This is a genomic window from Plectonema cf. radiosum LEGE 06105, assembly GCF_015207665.1.
Classification (GTDB): Bacteria; Cyanobacteriota; Cyanobacteriia; order Cyanobacteriales; family Nostocaceae; genus Rivularia; species Rivularia radiosa_A.
This window is the reverse complement of the sequence record NZ_JADEWL010000133.1, coordinates 1-17,398: the sequence shown is the minus strand read 5'-3', so window position 1 is coordinate 17,398 and position 17,398 is coordinate 1. Positions and strand designations below refer to the sequence as shown.

The following is a 17,398-nucleotide window of genomic DNA, read 5'->3' as shown; positions in this document are numbered from 1 at the left end:
CCCATTACCAATCCCCCATTACCAATCCCCCATTACCAATTCCCCATTACCAATCCCCCATTACCAATCCCCAATTACCAATTACCCATTACCAATCCCCAATTACCAATCCCCAATTACCAATCCCCCATTACCAATTCCCCATTACCAATTACCCATTACCCATTACCAATTCTTAGCTGATAATATAAATAACGCTTCAAATATCTTTACGATTTATATATACAATGGCGAGAGATTTACGGGGATTTATCAAAATTCTGGAAGAAAAGGGACAATTACAGCGAATTTCTGCTTTGGTTGACTCGGATTTGGAAATTGCGGAAATTTCTAACCGGATGCTACAAAAAGGTGGCCCCGGTTTGATTTTTGAGAATGTTAAAGGTGCTGATTTTCCCGTAGCGGTGAACTTGATGGGAACCGTCGAAAGGATATGCTGGGCAATGAATATGTCACATCCCCAAGAATTAGAAGAATTGGGGAAAAAATTAGCGCTGTTACAACAACCAAAACCACCGAAAAAGATTTCTCAAGCAATTGATTTTGGCAAGGTGCTATTTGATGTTCTTAAAGCTAAACCCGGAAGAGATTTTTTCCCTGCTTGTCAACAAGTTGTGCTGCAAGGTGATAATTTAGATTTAAATAAATTACCCTTGATACGTCCCTATCCCGGTGATGCAGGTAAGATTATTACTTTGGGATTGGTAATTACTAAAGATTGCGAAACGGGAACACCAAATGTAGGTGTGTATCGTTTACAACTACAATCGAAAAATACCATGACCGTACATTGGCTTTCTGTGCGTGGTGGAGCAAGACATTTACGTAAAGCTGCCGAGAACGGCAAAAAGTTAGAAGTAGCAATTGCTTTAGGTGTAGACCCCTTAATTATCATGGCGGCAGCAACACCGATTCCTGTAGATTTATCCGAGTGGCTATTTGCGGGTTTATACGGAGGTTCTGGAGTAAGTCTAGCAAAATGTAAAACAGTTGATTTAGAAGTTCCCGCAGATTCCGAGTTTGTTTTAGAAGGAACAATAACTCCAGGAGAAGTGCTGCCAGATGGACCTTTTGGCGACCATATGGGATATTATGGTGGTGTGGAAGATTCACCCTTAGTGCGCTTTCAATGCATGACCCACCGTAAAGACCCGGTGTATTTGACGACATTTAGCGGTCGTCCACCCAAAGAAGAAGCCATGATGGCGATCGCACTCAACCGGATTTACACACCAATTTTACGACAGCAGGTTTCGGAAATTGTCGATTTTTTCCTGCCAATGGAAGCCTTGAGTTACAAAGCGGCGATAATATCTATAGATAAAGCATATCCAGGACAAGCGCGAAGGGCAGCTTTAGCGTTTTGGAGTGCCTTACCACAGTTTACCTACACCAAATTTGTCATCGTTGTAGATAAAGATATAAACATTCGCGACCCGCGTCAAGTAGTATGGGCAATAAGCTCCAAAGTAGATCCGACGCGAGATGTGTTTATTTTACCGAATACACCCTTTGATACCTTAGATTTTGCCAGCGAAAAGTTGGGTTTAGGGGGAAGAATGGGAATTGACGCAACAACCAAAATTCCTCCAGAAACCGAACACGAATGGGGGGATGCCTTGGAATCGGATGCAGAAGTAGCCGCAATGGTTGAGAGAAGATGGGCTGAATATGGTTTGGATAAATTGGAATTAGGAGAAGTTGACGTTAATTTATTTGGTTACGATATGAAGTAGCTTTTTACAATTACCTCTTTTCTCAGCGCGAAGAGCGTCTCAGCGGTTTTTTAAAATCGTTAATTTACCAGGAAAAGAGTAATTTTCTCCAAAAACTTTCAAATATTTAACATCATCTGGCACCCAAACAAGGTAAAATCCGTCACTGTTACTTAATTACTAACAAACCATTATTTTATAGGTATTGTAGGAGTTGTAAGTGAAAATAGCATTTATCGGTAAAACATTAATTGCATCTGTGGGTATACTCGCTTTATTTGCACCCCAGCGTGCTGATGCTCAGATAATACCCCAACCTTGGGTATCTGTCGGTGCTAAAGATGGTGATGTCACTTATGCTGTAGGTGCCAAGGCTTTAAATTACGGTGCGGAATTGGGAGTAGGAGAAGATGGTGCTGTCGGTGTAGACATCTTGCAATTTCTTCCGTTACCAAAGATTTCTCCTTATGTTGGGTTAGGATACTACACCGAAGGTAAAGGAGTAGCGGTTTCCGGTGGTGTACAAGTTAGCCCTAGCAATAATTTCTTTCTTGGTGCTGGTTATAATACACGTCGCGGTATTAATGGACAATTGGGAATCAAATTCTAATTTTCTTCCCATACATATTTAAGATATATTTAATTTCGGCATTGTTGACTTTTGAGTTACCAATGTCGATTTTTTTGAAAAGCCTATCTTGCGACTGATAACAACTACTTGAGATTAATCTTTAACTCCATCTTCGGTGAGATAGCACTTGTGAATAAAATCTGATTAAATTTATACGAACTGCATTTGTAATATAGTTCACTTTTTCATCCCCATATTTAATCAAATAAAGGTAATTCTCAATGCTTCTGCTAATTAAAAAATTTGGTGGTTGGAGCAAGCAACAATTTTCATGGTTATGGGAAAGCAATAGCGGAGATTGGCCTTGGTTGGCTGAGAAACCGATGCAAATTGCGGGACTTAATCGCAGTTTGTGGAGGGGTGCAGTTCCTTCAATTAGCTTTTATGTTTTACTTTCACTATCTGGGATAATTGCAACTCTGGGACTTTTAGCAAATAGTGCAGCAACAATTATTGGTGCGATGATAGTTGCACCTTTGATGGGACCGATAATTGCCATCGCTTATAGTATGGTAGCTGCGAACCAACGTCTTTTAAAGCGTTCTAGTTTTACCTTAGTTAAAGGTGTTTTATTAACCGTTGTAATTTCCCTTCTAATCACTAAATTAGTCGGAATTAAAACTTTAGGTTCGGAAATTGCCGGAAGAATTAGTCCCACTCTACTCGATATGGGAGTAGCCTTAGCTGCTGGTGCTGCTGGTGCTTATGCTAAATCCCGACGCAGTATTGCTGATGCATTACCTGGAGTTGCGATCGCAGTTGCATTAGTTCCACCTTTGAGTGTGGTTGGTATTGGATTGGCAATGAATTCACAATCGGTTGCTATCGGTTCTAGTCTACTGTTTTTAGCTAATTTAACCGGAATTATCTTTAGTGGTGCAATCGTCTTTCTTTCCCAAGGTTACGGTTCTTTAGCAAAAGCTCGTCAAGGTTTGATAGTATCAATTACAGGAATACTTTTGCTTGGTTTACCCTTGAGTTTTTCGTTACAAACATTGTTGATTCAAGAACAAACTCGCCGTCAAATTTCCTATTTACTTTATAATAAAACTCAGACTTTTGCTGATACAAATATAAGAAGTATTAAAGTCAGACGACAAGGAAAACAACTTTTTGTTGAAATGGAAGTTGCTGCACCTTTTAATTTGATTACAGATGAACAGGTAAAGGAAGTTCATCAATTTTTACAAGCAGAATTAGATAAACCTTTAAATTTTAAAGTTGAAATAATTCCAACTCAACAATATGAACTTCCAGCTAGTAAATTTTAACCTAATCGCGTAATTTCCCATTCCTCGGAGCGGGTGGCGATGTAAACATCGGGGTTTGGAACCTCGCCGGAAGCCTCCCTTACAGGTAGGCGAGAGGCTTCTTACTGCTTGAGCTAAACTAAATCCGGAAATACTGATTGTACAGCAGGATGTACGATTTTGTGATGGTCTACGTTCAATCCTTTAGCTAATGCTGGATTATTAACTAGGGCTTTGACTCCTTCATTTGCTAACTGCCGCACATAAGGTAAAGTACTATTATTTAATGCTTGAGTTGCTGTCCAAGGTACAGCACCCGGCATATTAGGTACACCATAATGTAATACTCCTTCTTCTTCATATACTGGATTTGTATGAGATGTGGGATGTAAAGTTTCAATACAGCCACCTTGGTCAACTGCAACGTCTACAATTACCGTACCAGGATGCATTTTTTTGACCAATTCGCGAGATACTAAAATGGGCGCTCGTCTTCCTAAAACTAAAACTGCACCAATAAGTAAGTCCGCTTGAGGAACTGCTTGTTCAATATGGGCTGAATTACTATAAAGTAGTTCAACTCTAGAACCAAATAAAGTTTCTAAATAAGATAAGCGATCGACATTAACATCTAAAATTTGCACTGTAGCACCCATACCGACGGCAATTTTAGCGGCTTCTGTACCGACAACACCACCACCTAAAATTACTACTTTCCCCGGCTTAACCCCCGGAACTCCCCCTAACAGTACCCCTCTACCACCTTGTTGACTTTCAAGGTATCTAGCACCAAACTGCACCGCTAGACGACCAGCTATGATACTCATAGGAGTAAGTAAAGGTAATTTATTTGCACCTGGAAGTTCTACAGTCTCGTAGGCGATCGCTGTTACACCACAATCGATTAAATGTTCGGTTAATTTTCTATCTGCGGCTAAATGTAAATAAGTAAATATGATCTGTCCTTTTTGCAAAAATTTATATTCAGACTTGAGAGGTTCTTTGACTTTAACGATTAATTCGCGATTCCAAGCAGCTTCGGGTGTGGTAACAATTTCTGCCCCTACACTTATGTAGTCATCATCTGTAAATCCAGCACCAGCACCGGCTTGAGTCTCGACAAATATATTATGACCCGCTTCCTTTAAAACTCTAACGCTCGAAGGACTCAACCCAACTCGAAACTCTCTATCTTTTGTTTCTTTCGGAACACCGATTTCCATGTACTGCCCCTAAATTAATTTACTGCTTTAATATTGCTTTAACTGTAGTCTGTCAATTAAATAGCAGCCATGCTGAATTAAATATTACAATTTTCATGTTAAATACCCTCTTGTTATGCAAATCCCGATTACATCAGCTTTTTTAGCCATCGTTACTACCTTGTTACGTTATATAAAAAATAGTAAAATTTTGTGAAAAGTATTTAAATTGCCTAAGATTAAAATCTAGGTGAGCAAATTCAATTTCTTTCAAGGAGGTATTTTACATGACAGTACAACAGCCGCAACCAACCGTTACACCAAAGCTCGAAGAACCCAAGTTAGGATTTAACGAATATGCGGAACGCTTAAATGGTAGAGCTGCAATGATTGGTTTTGTAATTATGATGGCTATTGAATATCTAACCGATCAAGGGGTATTATCGTGGTTGGGACTCAGATAGTAAAATAATTGATAATTGTCAATTAACAATTGTCGAATGAATCTGGTCGTTATTGGTGGAAACTTCTCGATTAAAGTTTTATCTTTTAATAGTAAGTTATTAGCCGGACTCGATATTAAAGGTTTACCGAAAGTCGGGGCTAAACAGTGTTTCATGGGAAACCAAGATGAAATAACTTTTAGTTTCCCGACCTTAGACACTTTTCACAAGCTATTTTTGAGCTAATTTTCATTTTTGTTTCAACAATTATTTTTACAGACAACATTTATTTTTGAATAATTTTTATCAATAGACAAGTGTTTTTTTAAAATGGGTATTGTTCTAAACTTGCAATTGAATCTAAATAAACTCCATAATAATTAGACTTAGCAAACCTAAATTTTTGGTAAACTAAGGGCTATCAACGGAATTGGGTTCTTGCCTATTGAATAAATCTATAATAGTATTAATGCTTTGATATAAAGCGTTTATTACGCAGAAGCTATATTAGTAAACTTATACTAACAGGGAACTGAAAACACGCTGTGATGAATGCTGTATTTCCTCGGATGATCAAATCAGCCTACCGTAAAGAACCGCTAATCACTATATTAATTACTATGGGAATAGTGGATGCGCTAATTGGTGGACTCGATGACAGTTGGGCATTGTTTGTTTTTGGCTTAGGAACTGCCGGAATAGCTTTGGTAATCAGATGGTGGAAAATGGAGCAACGTGTTGCTTTACAAGAGAATAATGAAGAACCCGTAAAACAATTATATTTACCAGAGCGTTCTTCAAAATCGGCTTTACCAATGCTGAGTATATCTAAGAAAAAACCACCGCAGTAACAATTAGACGCTTAAAGGGCTTTACTTTTGGCTTTACTTTTAATTTATAAAGGTAAAAATTAACCTTGGATACTCTATTGTCAATCCTTGGAGGCAAAAGGCAAAATAGATTGGAAGGAGGGTTTCCCTTTTTTGTGCTTTTTAAGGGTATTTATTCAATATATATGTTATTTATGAAAAGTTTTGGTAATAATTTTATCAAGTTGAAATTTATTGTTGTTGGTTTATCTGAAATTTTGACTTCTAAATCTCAAGTATTCGTAGCCAAAAAGCTGAGTACAATTTTGCTCGGCGCAATCGGTATTTTTGGTATTGCTCAGTTACCATCAGCGAATCTAGCTACCGCACAAGTTACAATAAATTCTCTAGATTCTATTGCCGCGAATAATTTTGCTAATCCTCAATTAAAGCATACTTTTAAAGGACATATGGGAGCCGTTAAATCTTTAACTTTTAGCCCTGACGGGAGAATGCTTGTCAGTGGTGGTTCCGATAGCGATGGTATTATTCGTTTATGGAATATGCAAAAGAAGAAACGTCTGGGTGAGATTCGCAAAGCTCATCAACAATCGATACAATCTTTGTTAATTTCACCAGATGGTAAATATTTAGTTAGCTGTAGCACTGATAATAGTGTTAATATTTGGAGCTTGCAAAACTATAAATTTATTCGTTCTTTTAAAGCACATAGCAGTAATGTACTATCTATAGCAGTAACTCCAGACAGTAAAGTTCTCGTCAGTGGTGCATTAGATGGAATCCGGATATGGGATTTATTACAACAACGTCCTTTAGCGACATTAGCACGTTTTGATAATCTAATTCACGCCGTAGCTATTAGCCCTGACGGTAAAACATTGGTAAGTGGGGATAATAAAGGCGTTGTCAAACTCTGGGATTTGCAAACCGGAAGATTAATTCGCGGATTCAAAGTTCATTCACGGGAAATCAACGCTGTTATTTTTACTCCCAATGGAAATAATATTATTACCGCAAGTAGCGATCGCACTGTAAAAATGTGGAACTTCAATTCCGGAGAAGTATTGCAAACTTTCACTGCACACAATAATTCAGTGATTGCGATCGCAATTAATCCTTCGGGAAAAACTCTTGCTAGTGCTGGAAAAGATGGTATTAAACTGTGGGATTTAACAACAGGTAATTTATTGAATTCACTTTACGGACATTCTGACTGGGTAAGTTCCCTTGCTTTTAGCCCTGACGGGAAAACTCTCGCTAGTGGTGGTTTTGATAAAACAGTGCGACTTTGGGAAAGTCAACCACCAACAGTTAATGCAGAATTAAAAATTAAAGATTAAAAATTAAAGATTAAAATTATCACCTACTGATTGCTTAACTCACAATCAATTGGATAAAGCCTTTCCACCACCAAGTCGTAAAATGTCCTTAGCGACAAGGTAAATAATGTTCGTAGTTGCACTAAAGCGCTTTTTTCAAAGTGCTTCAGCCTTGACTACGAAAAGAATAAATCTTTTTTTGGAAAATTATACTGTGAAAAATAAATAAGTTCCGACTTTAGGTACTAGTAATTTGTATCAAAATTAGAGGATGCTGTTTAAATATTATTTTTAATCAAGTAAATCCATTTAGATTAGATTCAAATTCACTTCAATTTATGACAGTTAATCAAAATCGAGAAGCATTTATTCCTTACCGTCGCAGCGATATTATCAAACTTTGCTTGGATGATAATCAGTTCAATGCTGCTGAGGCTCAAAAGTTTAAAGATTTTTGCGAAATTCTATCTTCATATTACCACTTTCGCTTTCATAAGACGCTAGAAGTTATTAAAGATAATTATGTACCTTTTAATCCAAATGCAGATGTTGAAGCTTTAGTTCCACCAAGTTTTGAGCAATATGATCGGATGGAGAAGAGCGTAATTAATGCATTCGAGCATATTTTAGAAAGAGCAAATTACATTAGATTATCTGAAGATGTTGTTAAACAAGCATTAGGAAAAAAATCTCTAATTGATTTAAGAACCGAAGTTGATTTTGATGATTTTGACAGAGTTATCTGTTATTACCGGGGTGATTCTTATAAAATAATTTCTTTGAAAAAGTTATTTTTCTGGAAGCAAGAAAAGAAAATTGATATTTTTGAAAGAATTGTTTTGTTGATTAAGTTCAAAGAAGCGGCTTATTTTCGGGCTAAGAAGGATAAGAGACAAGAACTTAAATTTACTCCTGGTAAAATGTATGTTTATTTTTATAAAAATATTCCTAAATTAGATATTGATTTACTTTTCCCCAATGTTACTACCAGTATGACTTGGAAAGATAGATTATTATTTGGTATTCCCGCTATTGGTGCTGCAATTCCTTTGATTTTAAGAGCATTACCAAATATATTGTTACTAATTGCGGCAATTTTACTAGTATTAAATGCAGAACCTTTGGTGAAACAATTGAAAGTTGAACAGTATCAAGTTAGAGATGTCATGCCGGTTTTAGTAGCGACTTTATCGTTAGGAATGGCTTTGGGCGGATTTGCTTTTAAACAATATAGTAATTATAAAAGTAAGAGAATTAAGTTTCAGAAAGATGTTACAGAAACACTTTTCTTTAAAAATTTAGGCAATAACGACAGCGTTTTTCAAACTTTTATCGACCTGGCAGAGGAAGAGGAGTGTAAAGAAATCATTCTTGTATATTACCATTTGATGATTAGCAATAATTCACTAAAACCTGAAGAATTAGATACTCGTATCGAAACTTGGATGAAAGAAAAACTAGGGACTACAATCAACTTTGATATTCATGGTCCTTTGGATAATTTAGTAAATATTCGCGGTAAGGTGATTAAAAATGGTGTAGTTGAGGACGATACGCCATTATTATCATTATTAAATTACGACAAGGAAGGATTTTGTAACGTTCTTCCTCTTGATGATGCGAAGAAAGTTATCGATTATGTTTGGGATAATGCGTTTAATTATAATGGGATAACTTTGTAGATATATTATAAAAATACTTCAAAGCAATCAATAATTCCTAAAAAACCTTTGTTATACTATTTTTCTGTGAGATATACAATAAATACGGTATGTTATGAAAGCTGTAATTTATAGTCTGTATTTATAACAAGCGACTTAACAAAAGAAATATGATTGGAGAATTTGAACGGAATCAGATATATCATATGGACTGCTTAGATGGGCTAAAGCAGATACCGAACAATTGTATTGATATTGCGATTACTAGTCCTCCTTATTGGGGACAAAGAGGTGATGAAGGAACATACTAGCACTTTTCCTTTAAGTTTACCTCTTACTTGTATTGAATTTAGCAATGTTGAGAAAGGAATAGTATTAGATCCATTTATGGGAAGTGGTACAACCGCAATAGCTGCGATTATTAAAGGGTTTGATTACATCGGGTTTGAATTGAATAAGAAAAACTGTATGAAATCTCAAACAAGAATAAAAGAATTCACTTACCAATTATGTTTCGATCTATAGTAGGAGGTGGAAAGGATTTTGAATCGAACGTATAAAGAAAGCATCAACTATCAACTTTGCGTGATGTCACGTTGTGATCGAGCGTTAATTACTCCCCGAACCGCTTTAAGATTACCTTTCACCCGTAGGGTGCGGTTCATCTCTTTTTACCTCTTTCCTCTGCGTACTCTGCGTCTCTGCGGTTTTTAAATCCGTTTTTTGATGACAGTCAGACTGATTCTAATAATTTAAAATATTCACCGATTGCAACACGATTAAATATTTGATTAACTACGGCATATATTTAAAGTCATAACCCTCATATCAAAAATTAATAAAATTAAGTATCTATACTTAAACAATAAATCGTAAATATGAACCGATAACGCTTGTCAGTATATCTTCTGAACTCATCAAGTCACCGTATAGGTTATATGTTGTAAGTTATATCGCATCTACTATGTAACGGTGTACTTATTCTTCTATAATCTTGACTTTTCTTTGATTGAAAATTACTGTTTGAAACCACAATATTTTTTAATTTTTTTGGGTTTCGAGCGATATTTTGACTCCGAATTGATTATTGTTGTGCTACTAGCAATTATCGCAATTTTATTTTTAGGAAAGAAAATAATAGAATTAAAACAGGAATTAAAGCAAGAGGTTAATCAGCGCAAAAAAACAGAAGAAGTACTGCTTTTAAGTCAAAATCGTTTAAAATTACTTAATACAATTCTGAACGGCGCTCCTTTGGGAATGTCAGTTGATGAGATAATTCAAGATACTATCAAACAACTGAAGAGATATTTTCCTTATTTAAAAATTGGTTTTTCCAATATTGATAATAATGGTATTTTAACTATTACTCATGCTGTAGAAACAACAGATTCGTCAAAACTAAAAGGATTCACTACTGATTCTACTACCGTTCCTGATTATTTTTTTAGTTTAATAAACGGTCAAAGATTCATTGTTGAGGATGTTGTTCGAGATAAACGTTTAGTATCTTTAGCATCTGATATTTTAAAAATTGATAATCAAGCTATTTTAGAAATACCGTTACGAGATTCAAGTGGTTTAATTGGTATACTCGGTTTTTATTGCTCGCAACCCCGGAAGTGGAGCGAGTATGAAATTAATACAATTACCGAAGTTGCTAATTATTTGATGGTAGCAATTCAGGATATTCAAACTCAAGAAGAAAATAAACGGATAGAAATAGAACTTAGAGAAAGTGAAGCATTTTTAAAGACGCTTTATGAAGTAGCAGTAGCTCGTAATTTTGATTTTGAACAACGCATTCAATATTTATTAGCAATGGGATGTCAGACATTTGGTTTGGAGTTTGGCATTTTGGCAAAAATTGAAGATAACCGCTATAACGTAACTGTGGCAAAGGCTCCTGATGATTTTCTTTATCCGGGATATAGTGTTGAATTAGAGCAAACTTTGTCTTGCGAAGTGCTAGAAAATGATGAACCTTTGATAATTGCACATAGTAAAAACTCTTCTTGGTGTAATCATCCCGGCTATCTAAGATTTGGTATGGAATCTTACATCGGAGCAAGAGTATTAGTCGCAGGGAAAGTTCATAGTACTCTTTCGTTTTCTAGCTTCAAACCGCGACAAAAAAAGTTTCAAAATGCATATCGGGAATTACTTAAGTTAATGGCACAATGGGTTGGTAGTCAAATTGAACGTGAACTTGCTGAAAATGCTCTTAAACAGCAATTTAATCGTGCTTTGTTGCTCAAACAAATTACCCATGAAGTTCGTCGAAGTTTAGATGCAAAGCAAATTTTTGAAACTACCGCTATTCAAATTGCTAATACTTTTAAAGTTAATCGTTGTTTAATTCATAAGTATATAGCTGGTTCGATTCAGAAGATTCCTACCGTCGTGGAATATTTAGAACCAGGGATACCATCCATGCGACACTATCAAATACCAATTCTTGGTAATCCCTACATTGAGAAAATGTTATCTCAAGATAGCGCGATCGCAACACCGAATGTATTTGCAGAAGCATTGTTAGAATCTGAATTAGATATTTGCCATCAAATGCAAATTAAGTCTATGTTGGTGATTCGCACTTCATATCAAGGTGAGTCAAATGGTAGTATCGGATTGCATCAATGTAATTGTTATCGTCAGTGGACTAGGGATGAAATCGAGTTATTAGAATCTGTGGCTGCACAGGTAGGAATTGCTCTTGCTCAAGCTCATCTTTTGGAACAAGAAACTCAACAGAAACAAGAACTTACTATTAAGAATAGTCAATTGGAGCAAGCAAAACTTGAGGCTGAAGCTGCTAACCGTGCGAAAAGTGAGTTTTTAGCGATGATGAGTCACGAAATCCGCACACCAATGAATGCGGTGATTGGTTTGAGCGGGCTGTTGTTGGATATGGATTTGACTCCCAGGCAGTTAGATTTTGTAGAAACTATCCGCAGTAGTAGCGATACATTGCTAGCAATTATTAATGATATTTTAGATTTTTCTAAAATTGAATCGGACAAATTAGATTTAGAGAAAATTCCGTTTAATTTGCGTGATTGTGTCGAAGAATCTTTAGATTTATTAACTTCTCAAGCTGCTGCAAAAAACTTAAATTTAGCATATACAATTGATTCTCAAATTCCAATTTCAATTATTGGAGATGCGACACGAGTCCGGCAAATATTAGTAAATTTACTGAGTAATGCGGTAAAGTTTACCCAAATTGGTGAAGTAGTTGTTTCTGTAACAGCGAAACAATTAGCGAGTAATTTATCAATAGATAATTATCAAATAGAATTTGCTGTCAAGGATACGGGAATTGGGATTCCTGAAGATAGGATAAACCGATTATTTAAACCATTTACGCAAGTTGATGCTTCAATGACTCGTCAATATGGGGGAACAGGGTTGGGTTTAGCAATCAGCAAACGTTTAAGCGAAATTATGGATGGTACGATGTGGGTGGAAAGTAGAGTAGGAGTCGGTTCTACATTTTATTTCACAATTACAGCCCAGTCAGCACCAAGTTGCGGAGTCAGCAATCTTGAGAATATTCAACCACACATAGCCGCAAAAAGGTTGTTAGTAGTAGATGACAATCCTACCAACCGCAAAATTCTCACTATACAAATGCAGAAATGGGGAATAATTGTTTTCACCGCAGCAGACAGCTTGCAAGCTTTAGAATTGATTGAATCCGAGGAAACATTTGATATGGCTATTATAGATATACAAATGGCAGAAATGAATGGTTTAAACTTGGCTTCCGAAATTCATTCTATATTAGGTTACGAACAATTACCCATAGTAATTTTAATTTCCGTCGAGCAATTAACTCAACAACAAATCGCAGCCAAATCGGAATTTGTCACTTTACTTAGCAAACCAATTAAACAATCCCAACTTTACGATACTTGTGTTCGTATCTTATCTGGGAAACAAATTTCTATTTTATCTTCCACATCCTCACCATCTAAATTTGATTTACAACTAAGCGAAAAATTACCCTTAAACATTCTTTTGGTAGAAGATATGCCTTTAAATCAAAAGGTCGCTTTACATATGTTACAGCGATTAGGTTATAGTGCTGATGTTGCTAGTAATGGGTTAGAAGCTCTTGCGAGTTTGCGCCGTCGAGATTACGATATCGTTTTCATGGATGTGCAAATGCCCTCCCTGGACGGACTACAAGCAACTCGCCATATCTGCAAAGAATGGGTTCCGCCCAATCGTCCTTGGATTGTTGCCATTACCGCTAATGCGATGCAGGGAGACAGAGAAGAATGTCTGAATGCGGGAATGAATGATTATATTAGTAAACCTATTCGCGCTGATGCTTTGATTCAAGTTTTTAATAACTATAGAAATTTACAACAATCATTAAATCAAGACTCAGATTCTACTGCTGTTTTTAAGCGAGAAAAATCAAAATTGAGCGAGACAGAACCAGTTCTTGATACTGAAATATTACAAGACTTGAAAGATATGGCAGGTGATGATGCTTCAGAAATGCTCGCGGAGTTAATTGATAGTTACCTTGAAGATGCACCGCCAAAACTACAAGAAATTTCCAGAGCCATTAACAAAAATGATGCTGAAAGTCTACGTAATTATGCTCATGCTTTAAGGTCTTTGAGCGTCACCGTTGGTGCTGTATCTTTAGCCCAGATATGCACTGAATTAGAAGCAATAGGTCGTTCTGGAACTATATCTTTTGCTTCTAATCTAGTCCAAAAACTCGATACAGAGTACCAACGAGTACAAGCAGCTTTGCAACAATACTATCCTGCCAGGAGGCATCATGAATAACCCTAAATTGCAAAATCATCTACCCCAAATTCTCGTAGTGGATGACCAAAAAACTTTACGACTAGTGCTGCATAAAGCAATGGAGAAACAGGGATATCGGATAATTGAAGCCTGCAACGGGCAACATTGTTTAGATATTTGTGATAAAGTTACGCCGGACATGATTTTACTCGATGCCATGATGCCTGGCATGGATGGCTTTGAATGTTCTACCAAATTGCAAGCACTTATGGGCGACAATTGTCCGCCAATTCTAATGATAACAGTTCTCGATGACCAAGAATCTATCGAACGAGCTTGGAAAGTAGGAGCAAGCGATTACATCACCAAACCCATCGATTGGGATGTACTTGCACGAAGAGTTCATCGCTTATTAACTTCTCAATGGGCAATATTAGAAACTCGTCGTCAAATTGAACGAGAATGTCGGTTAACAGTAAGTTTAGAAACAGCAAATCGAGAATTACAAAGCCTTGCTTCTACCGATTTTGTAACTAAAGTTGCCAGTCGTTCCTATTTTAACGAGTATTTACAGCGTGAATGGAAAAGATTACAAAAGTATCAATTATCTCTTTCTTTAATTCTGTGTAAAATTGATTTTTCACTACCTGATTCTGCTAAAAATGAATATTTACGTCAAATTGCTGACACTATGCACAAATGTAAAAAGCACTCCACCGATTTTATTGCTCGCTACGGTGACGAAGAATTTGCCATGCTTTTAGCTAATACTCAAACTGAAGAAGCAATAGAAGTAGTCCAAACAATTAAAAAGTCTATCAAATCTTTAAATATAGAACGGGAATTTGTAAATATTAGTTTTGGAGTTGCCAGTATAATTCCCAATTCAGAATCATCTGCATATAAACTAGTTAAAAATACAGAAGAACAATTAGCAATTAACAACTATCACTTACTATGAGACGCTTTAAAAGAAACTTTTGAACTAATTTTTAAGACTCACGGGAGACTATCTTTAGTTTATCTTGTCAACCCGTGAGCTTAATAACTCAGAAAATGATTCTGCGACATCAGAACCAAACATTTTAACTTTTAAGTTGATTCTTCAATTCATCTGGGCAAGAAGTTTGCGGACACTAGGAGAACGAAAACCGAGAATAATATCTTTTTTGTCAATTCCACGTTTAATTAATTCTCGATCAATAAAAATTTCAGTACTGTTGTGCTGAATCCAGATTTGACCATCGATAATATCCAGTTGCATTGCACATCCATAAATGCGGTATTCATTTCGCCATTCGTTATGCATAACTAAATAGCGATCGCGCACGGGATCGAAAATTAATTGTGCTTGCTCATCGTTGGTGGCAAATTCTTGTAAAAAATCGCATACAATGCGGCGGTATTCCTCTATTCGAGCCATTGTTCTATAACCTCCCGGGCGGGACTATAAGTAATTAATCGAACTTTATATTTTTTAATAACTGTTTTAGCTGGTTCAAAGCGTAGAAAGACTTGGTAAGTATCTGTGGGTACGGCCAAATATAACATCCGTTCTGGCTCATCGGAGACTTCTAATGCAGCTTGGTAGTTGAGGAACTGACCCAAGGCTGTGTGAAACTCAGAAATAGTCGAGCCACCAGCAAAGCTTTTGACTTCCACTGCTATTTTACAGAAAAACGAGTTGAAAGCCCTTTGTTTTTAAACAAGGGATGAAAACGAGAAATGATAGTTTTAACTATCCCATGACATGTTACAATATATCTAGTTTTATAACAAGACAAATGTATGGATGTCAGCAAGTTTTAGTAAAACAAAATAAAGACTTGGTTGCAATATTAGAATTTCTATGTTCCGAGTCTCATAAACTCACAAACATGGGAATATACTATGCAAGACAGTTATATTTTAAAACTAAAAAAGGAATTGGTAAGTATGATTTAGAAAAGATATACAAAGATAACAATCATTATAAAGTCTTGCACTCGCAGGCTGCACAACAAATATTAAGAACAGTGGCAGAATCATTTAAATCTTATTATGGCTTAATTAAAGCTCATCAAGAAGGTAAAATAACTAATAGACCACAAATACCTAACTATAGAAAAAAGGGAGGTATGACTACAGTTAGTTATCCTCAGCAGGCACTGAAATTAAAAGACGGTCAAATAAGAGTACCTCTAGGCAATACTTGTAAACGTTGGTTTGGTTTAGATAGTTTCCATATACCAATGCCAACTAATATCAACTTTGCGGACATTAAAGAGTTAAGAATACTGCCTAGAAATAAATGTTTTTATTTCGAGTTTGTATACAATAAAGTTATAGACAAGCCGAAGTTAAATCAAGATAATGTACTGGGAATAGACCCAGGATTAACCAATTGGTTGACTTGTGTAACGAACGTTGGTACCAGCTTTATTATTGATGGGAAACAAGTCAAATCGATGAATCGTTGGTACAATAAAAAAGTATCAACTATAAAAGAAAATAAACCACAAGCCTTTTGGAACAAAAAACTAGCTGCTGTAACTGAAAAACGCAACCGTCAAATGAGAGACGGGATTAATAAAGCAGCTTTAATTGTAATCAATCATTGTTTAGAAAAGAATATTGGTACTGTTATTTTTGGGTGGAATAAAGGCAATAAGAATGAAATAGAGTTAGGTAAAAAGAATAATTCCGAATTTGTTCCAATTCCTACAGCTAGACTCAAAGACACAATATATCAACTGTGCGAACAATATGGAATACGATTTATAGAAACTGAAGAATCTTATACAAGCCTTTCATCGTTTTTAGATGGCGACTATCTGCCTAAATATGGTGAGAAACCCAGTGATTGGAAGCCGTCAGGAAAAAGAACAAAGCGTGGTTTGTATAGAACATCAAATAATTTTTATATCAATGCGGATGCGAATGCTTCTGCCAATATCATCCGCAAAGTAAGCAGGACGTTAAAGTTAAACCTTGACCAACTGTGTAGGGGCGTTTTGACTAGTCCCACCCGAATAAATCTTTGGGTGACAGCTAATAAAGATAAAAAAGTGTAGTGAAGAGGATTTATCCCTTCATTGAGCATCCTTATTAGAATCTCCTCGACTTTAGTCAGGAGAGAAGTCAAGTCCTTCTTTCTCGGCTGCGATCGCAGGTTCTGCGGCGAGATCGATATAGACATCAACAACACCATAGCGCAATTGGTAAGGGTCATGGGTGATTATCCAACTGTCTTTTTGGAGAGCAGTTTTAACGGTGTTGTGAAAAATATCTTTTGCCATACGGAGCAGAACTATTGAGATGTATCTTATTTTAATGCGTTATTTAACTTTTTTGCGACTGGTGACACCATCCTAGCAACGCACTCACCCAATCCCAAGTTCAAATCCCCACTATGATGGGAAACTATAATAAAAATTAAAAAACCCCTCTGAATATCACAGAAGGGTTTTTTAAATTAAAAACCTGGCACCGAGCTATTTTCACAGGAGGCAACCCTCCAACTATCGTCGCCGCAACAGCGTTTCACCTCTGAGTTCGGGATGGGATCAGTGTGGTTCCACCGTGCCATAGGCAC

General features: G+C 36.3%; 17 protein-coding genes and 1 rRNA gene. 13 read left to right on the top strand and 5 right to left on the bottom strand.

The genetic code is table 11. The features are described 5' to 3' along the window. Positions 1 to 227 precede the first annotated feature (227 nt). The 3 genes from IQ247_RS25940 to IQ247_RS25930 all read left to right on the top strand — a co-directional run bounded on the left by IQ247_RS25940 (position 228) and on the right by IQ247_RS25930 (position 3,617). A complete protein-coding gene (locus tag IQ247_RS25940) occupies positions 228 to 1,736 on the top strand; it encodes a UbiD family decarboxylase (RefSeq protein ID WP_193924372.1) in 1,509 nt (502 codons plus the stop codon). A gap of 199 nt (positions 1,737 to 1,935) precedes the next feature. Then, on the top strand, positions 1,936 to 2,325 hold the full coding sequence (locus IQ247_RS25935; RefSeq protein WP_193924371.1) for a hypothetical protein: 390 nt from the start codon (positions 1,936 to 1,938) through the stop codon (positions 2,323 to 2,325). 242 nt (positions 2,326 to 2,567) lie between these two features. Continuing rightward, the gene (locus IQ247_RS25930) at positions 2,568 to 3,617 is read left to right on the top strand and encodes a DUF389 domain-containing protein (RefSeq protein WP_193924369.1); all 1,050 of its coding nucleotides are present in this window, start codon (positions 2,568 to 2,570) and stop codon (positions 3,615 to 3,617) included. 113 nt (positions 3,618 to 3,730) lie between these two features. Here IQ247_RS25930 and ald read toward each other — a convergent pair whose 3' ends face one another. Then, positions 3,731 to 4,819, bottom strand: a complete 1,089-nt coding sequence (ald, locus tag IQ247_RS25925; RefSeq protein WP_193924368.1) for an alanine dehydrogenase — start codon at positions 4,817 to 4,819, stop codon at positions 3,731 to 3,733. 266 nt (positions 4,820 to 5,085) lie between these two features. On the opposite strand from ald, the gene IQ247_RS25920 reads away from it, so the two are divergent. The 9 genes from IQ247_RS25920 (at position 5,086) to IQ247_RS25880 (ending at position 14,785) form a co-directional block, all read left to right on the top strand. Further along, positions 5,086 to 5,262 carry a CAB/ELIP/HLIP family chlorophyll-binding protein gene (locus tag IQ247_RS25920; RefSeq protein ID WP_193924367.1) on the top strand — a complete coding sequence of 59 codons (177 nt, stop codon included), beginning with the start codon at positions 5,086 to 5,088 and terminating at the stop codon, positions 5,260 to 5,262. 36 nt (positions 5,263 to 5,298) lie between these two features. Next, positions 5,299 to 5,487, top strand: coding sequence for a hypothetical protein (locus IQ247_RS25915; protein WP_193924366.1), 189 nt, complete (start codon positions 5,299 to 5,301; stop codon positions 5,485 to 5,487). A gap of 302 nt (positions 5,488 to 5,789) precedes the next feature. Beyond that, positions 5,790 to 6,092 carry a hypothetical protein gene (locus tag IQ247_RS25910; RefSeq protein WP_193924365.1) on the top strand — a complete coding sequence of 101 codons (303 nt, stop codon included), beginning with the start codon at positions 5,790 to 5,792 and terminating at the stop codon, positions 6,090 to 6,092. Between the two features lie 173 nt (positions 6,093 to 6,265). Continuing rightward, a complete protein-coding gene (locus IQ247_RS25905) occupies positions 6,266 to 7,411 on the top strand; it encodes a WD40 repeat domain-containing protein (protein ID WP_193924363.1) in 1,146 nt (381 codons plus the stop codon). Between the two features lie 317 nt (positions 7,412 to 7,728). Further along, positions 7,729 to 9,072: a TMEM143 family protein gene (locus IQ247_RS25900; RefSeq protein WP_193924362.1), complete on the top strand. Its 1,344-nt coding sequence runs from the start codon at positions 7,729 to 7,731 to the stop codon at positions 9,070 to 9,072. A gap of 149 nt (positions 9,073 to 9,221) precedes the next feature. Further along, positions 9,222 to 9,362, top strand: coding sequence for a site-specific DNA-methyltransferase (locus tag IQ247_RS25895; RefSeq protein ID WP_193924361.1), 141 nt, complete (start codon positions 9,222 to 9,224; stop codon positions 9,360 to 9,362). Then, entirely contained in the window at positions 9,346 to 9,576 is a 231-nt protein-coding gene (locus IQ247_RS25890; RefSeq protein WP_193924359.1) for a DNA methyltransferase, read from the top strand. The genes IQ247_RS25895 and IQ247_RS25890 overlap by 17 nt, the downstream gene beginning before the upstream one ends. Before the next feature lie 498 nt (positions 9,577 to 10,074). Next, a complete protein-coding gene (locus IQ247_RS25885; protein ID WP_228060042.1) occupies positions 10,075 to 13,863 on the top strand; it encodes a GAF domain-containing hybrid sensor histidine kinase/response regulator in 3,789 nt (1,262 codons plus the stop codon). Then, the gene (locus IQ247_RS25880; RefSeq protein ID WP_193924358.1) at positions 13,856 to 14,785 is read left to right on the top strand and encodes a GGDEF domain-containing response regulator; all 930 of its coding nucleotides are present in this window, start codon (positions 13,856 to 13,858) and stop codon (positions 14,783 to 14,785) included. Before IQ247_RS25885 ends, IQ247_RS25880 begins: the two co-directional genes overlap by 8 nt. A 144-nt stretch (positions 14,786 to 14,929) precedes the next feature. Here the strand turns inward: IQ247_RS25880 and IQ247_RS25875 are convergent, their stop codons facing one another. Further along, a complete protein-coding gene (locus IQ247_RS25875; protein WP_193924356.1) occupies positions 14,930 to 15,247 on the bottom strand; it encodes a XisI protein in 318 nt (105 codons plus the stop codon). After that, a complete protein-coding gene (locus tag IQ247_RS25870; protein WP_322745574.1) occupies positions 15,235 to 15,486 on the bottom strand; it encodes an element excision factor XisH family protein in 252 nt (83 codons plus the stop codon). Before IQ247_RS25870 ends, IQ247_RS25875 begins: the two co-directional genes overlap by 13 nt. Before the next feature lie 122 nt (positions 15,487 to 15,608). Here IQ247_RS25870 and IQ247_RS25865 point away from each other — a divergent pair, with 122 nt between their 5' ends. Continuing rightward, a complete protein-coding gene (locus IQ247_RS25865; protein ID WP_193924355.1) occupies positions 15,609 to 16,877 on the top strand; it encodes an RNA-guided endonuclease InsQ/TnpB family protein in 1,269 nt (422 codons plus the stop codon). Between the two features lie 51 nt (positions 16,878 to 16,928). Here IQ247_RS25865 and IQ247_RS25860 read toward each other — a convergent pair whose 3' ends face one another. Both IQ247_RS25860 and rrf read right to left on the bottom strand, forming a co-directional pair. Further along, entirely contained in the window at positions 16,929 to 17,102 is a 174-nt protein-coding gene (locus tag IQ247_RS25860; RefSeq protein WP_193924354.1) for an element excision factor XisH family protein, read from the bottom strand. Positions 17,103 to 17,284: 182 nt separating this feature from the next. Next, a 5S ribosomal RNA gene (gene rrf / locus IQ247_RS25855) occupies positions 17,285 to 17,398 on the bottom strand; the annotation flags it as partial.

Excerpts from the sequence above, each read along its gene's own strand:
- IQ247_RS25940 (WP_193924372.1), top strand. The coding sequence starts at position 228 with ATGGCGAGAGATTTACGGGGATTTATCAAAATTCTGGAAGAAAAGGGA.
- IQ247_RS25930 (WP_193924369.1), top strand. The coding sequence starts at position 2,568 with ATGCTTCTGCTAATTAAAAAATTTGGTGGTTGGAGCAAGCAACAATTT.
- ald (WP_193924368.1), bottom strand. The coding sequence starts at position 4,819 with ATGGAAATCGGTGTTCCGAAAGAAACAAAAGATAGAGAGTTTCGAGTT.
- IQ247_RS25920 (WP_193924367.1), top strand. The coding sequence starts at position 5,086 with ATGACAGTACAACAGCCGCAACCAACCGTTACACCAAAGCTCGAAGAA.
- IQ247_RS25915 (WP_193924366.1), top strand. The coding sequence starts at position 5,299 with ATGAATCTGGTCGTTATTGGTGGAAACTTCTCGATTAAAGTTTTATCT.
- IQ247_RS25910 (WP_193924365.1), top strand. The coding sequence starts at position 5,790 with ATGAATGCTGTATTTCCTCGGATGATCAAATCAGCCTACCGTAAAGAA.
- IQ247_RS25905 (WP_193924363.1), top strand. The coding sequence starts at position 6,266 with ATGAAAAGTTTTGGTAATAATTTTATCAAGTTGAAATTTATTGTTGTT.
- IQ247_RS25900 (WP_193924362.1), top strand. The coding sequence starts at position 7,729 with ATGACAGTTAATCAAAATCGAGAAGCATTTATTCCTTACCGTCGCAGC.
- IQ247_RS25895 (WP_193924361.1), top strand. The coding sequence starts at position 9,222 with ATGATTGGAGAATTTGAACGGAATCAGATATATCATATGGACTGCTTA.
- IQ247_RS25890 (WP_193924359.1), top strand. The coding sequence starts at position 9,346 with ATGAAGGAACATACTAGCACTTTTCCTTTAAGTTTACCTCTTACTTGT.
- IQ247_RS25880 (WP_193924358.1), top strand. The coding sequence starts at position 13,856 with ATGAATAACCCTAAATTGCAAAATCATCTACCCCAAATTCTCGTAGTG.
- IQ247_RS25875 (WP_193924356.1), bottom strand. The coding sequence starts at position 15,247 with ATGGCTCGAATAGAGGAATACCGCCGCATTGTATGCGATTTTTTACAA.
- IQ247_RS25865 (WP_193924355.1), top strand. The coding sequence starts at position 15,609 with ATGTATGGATGTCAGCAAGTTTTAGTAAAACAAAATAAAGACTTGGTT.
- IQ247_RS25860 (WP_193924354.1), bottom strand. The coding sequence starts at position 17,102 with ATGGCAAAAGATATTTTTCACAACACCGTTAAAACTGCTCTCCAAAAA.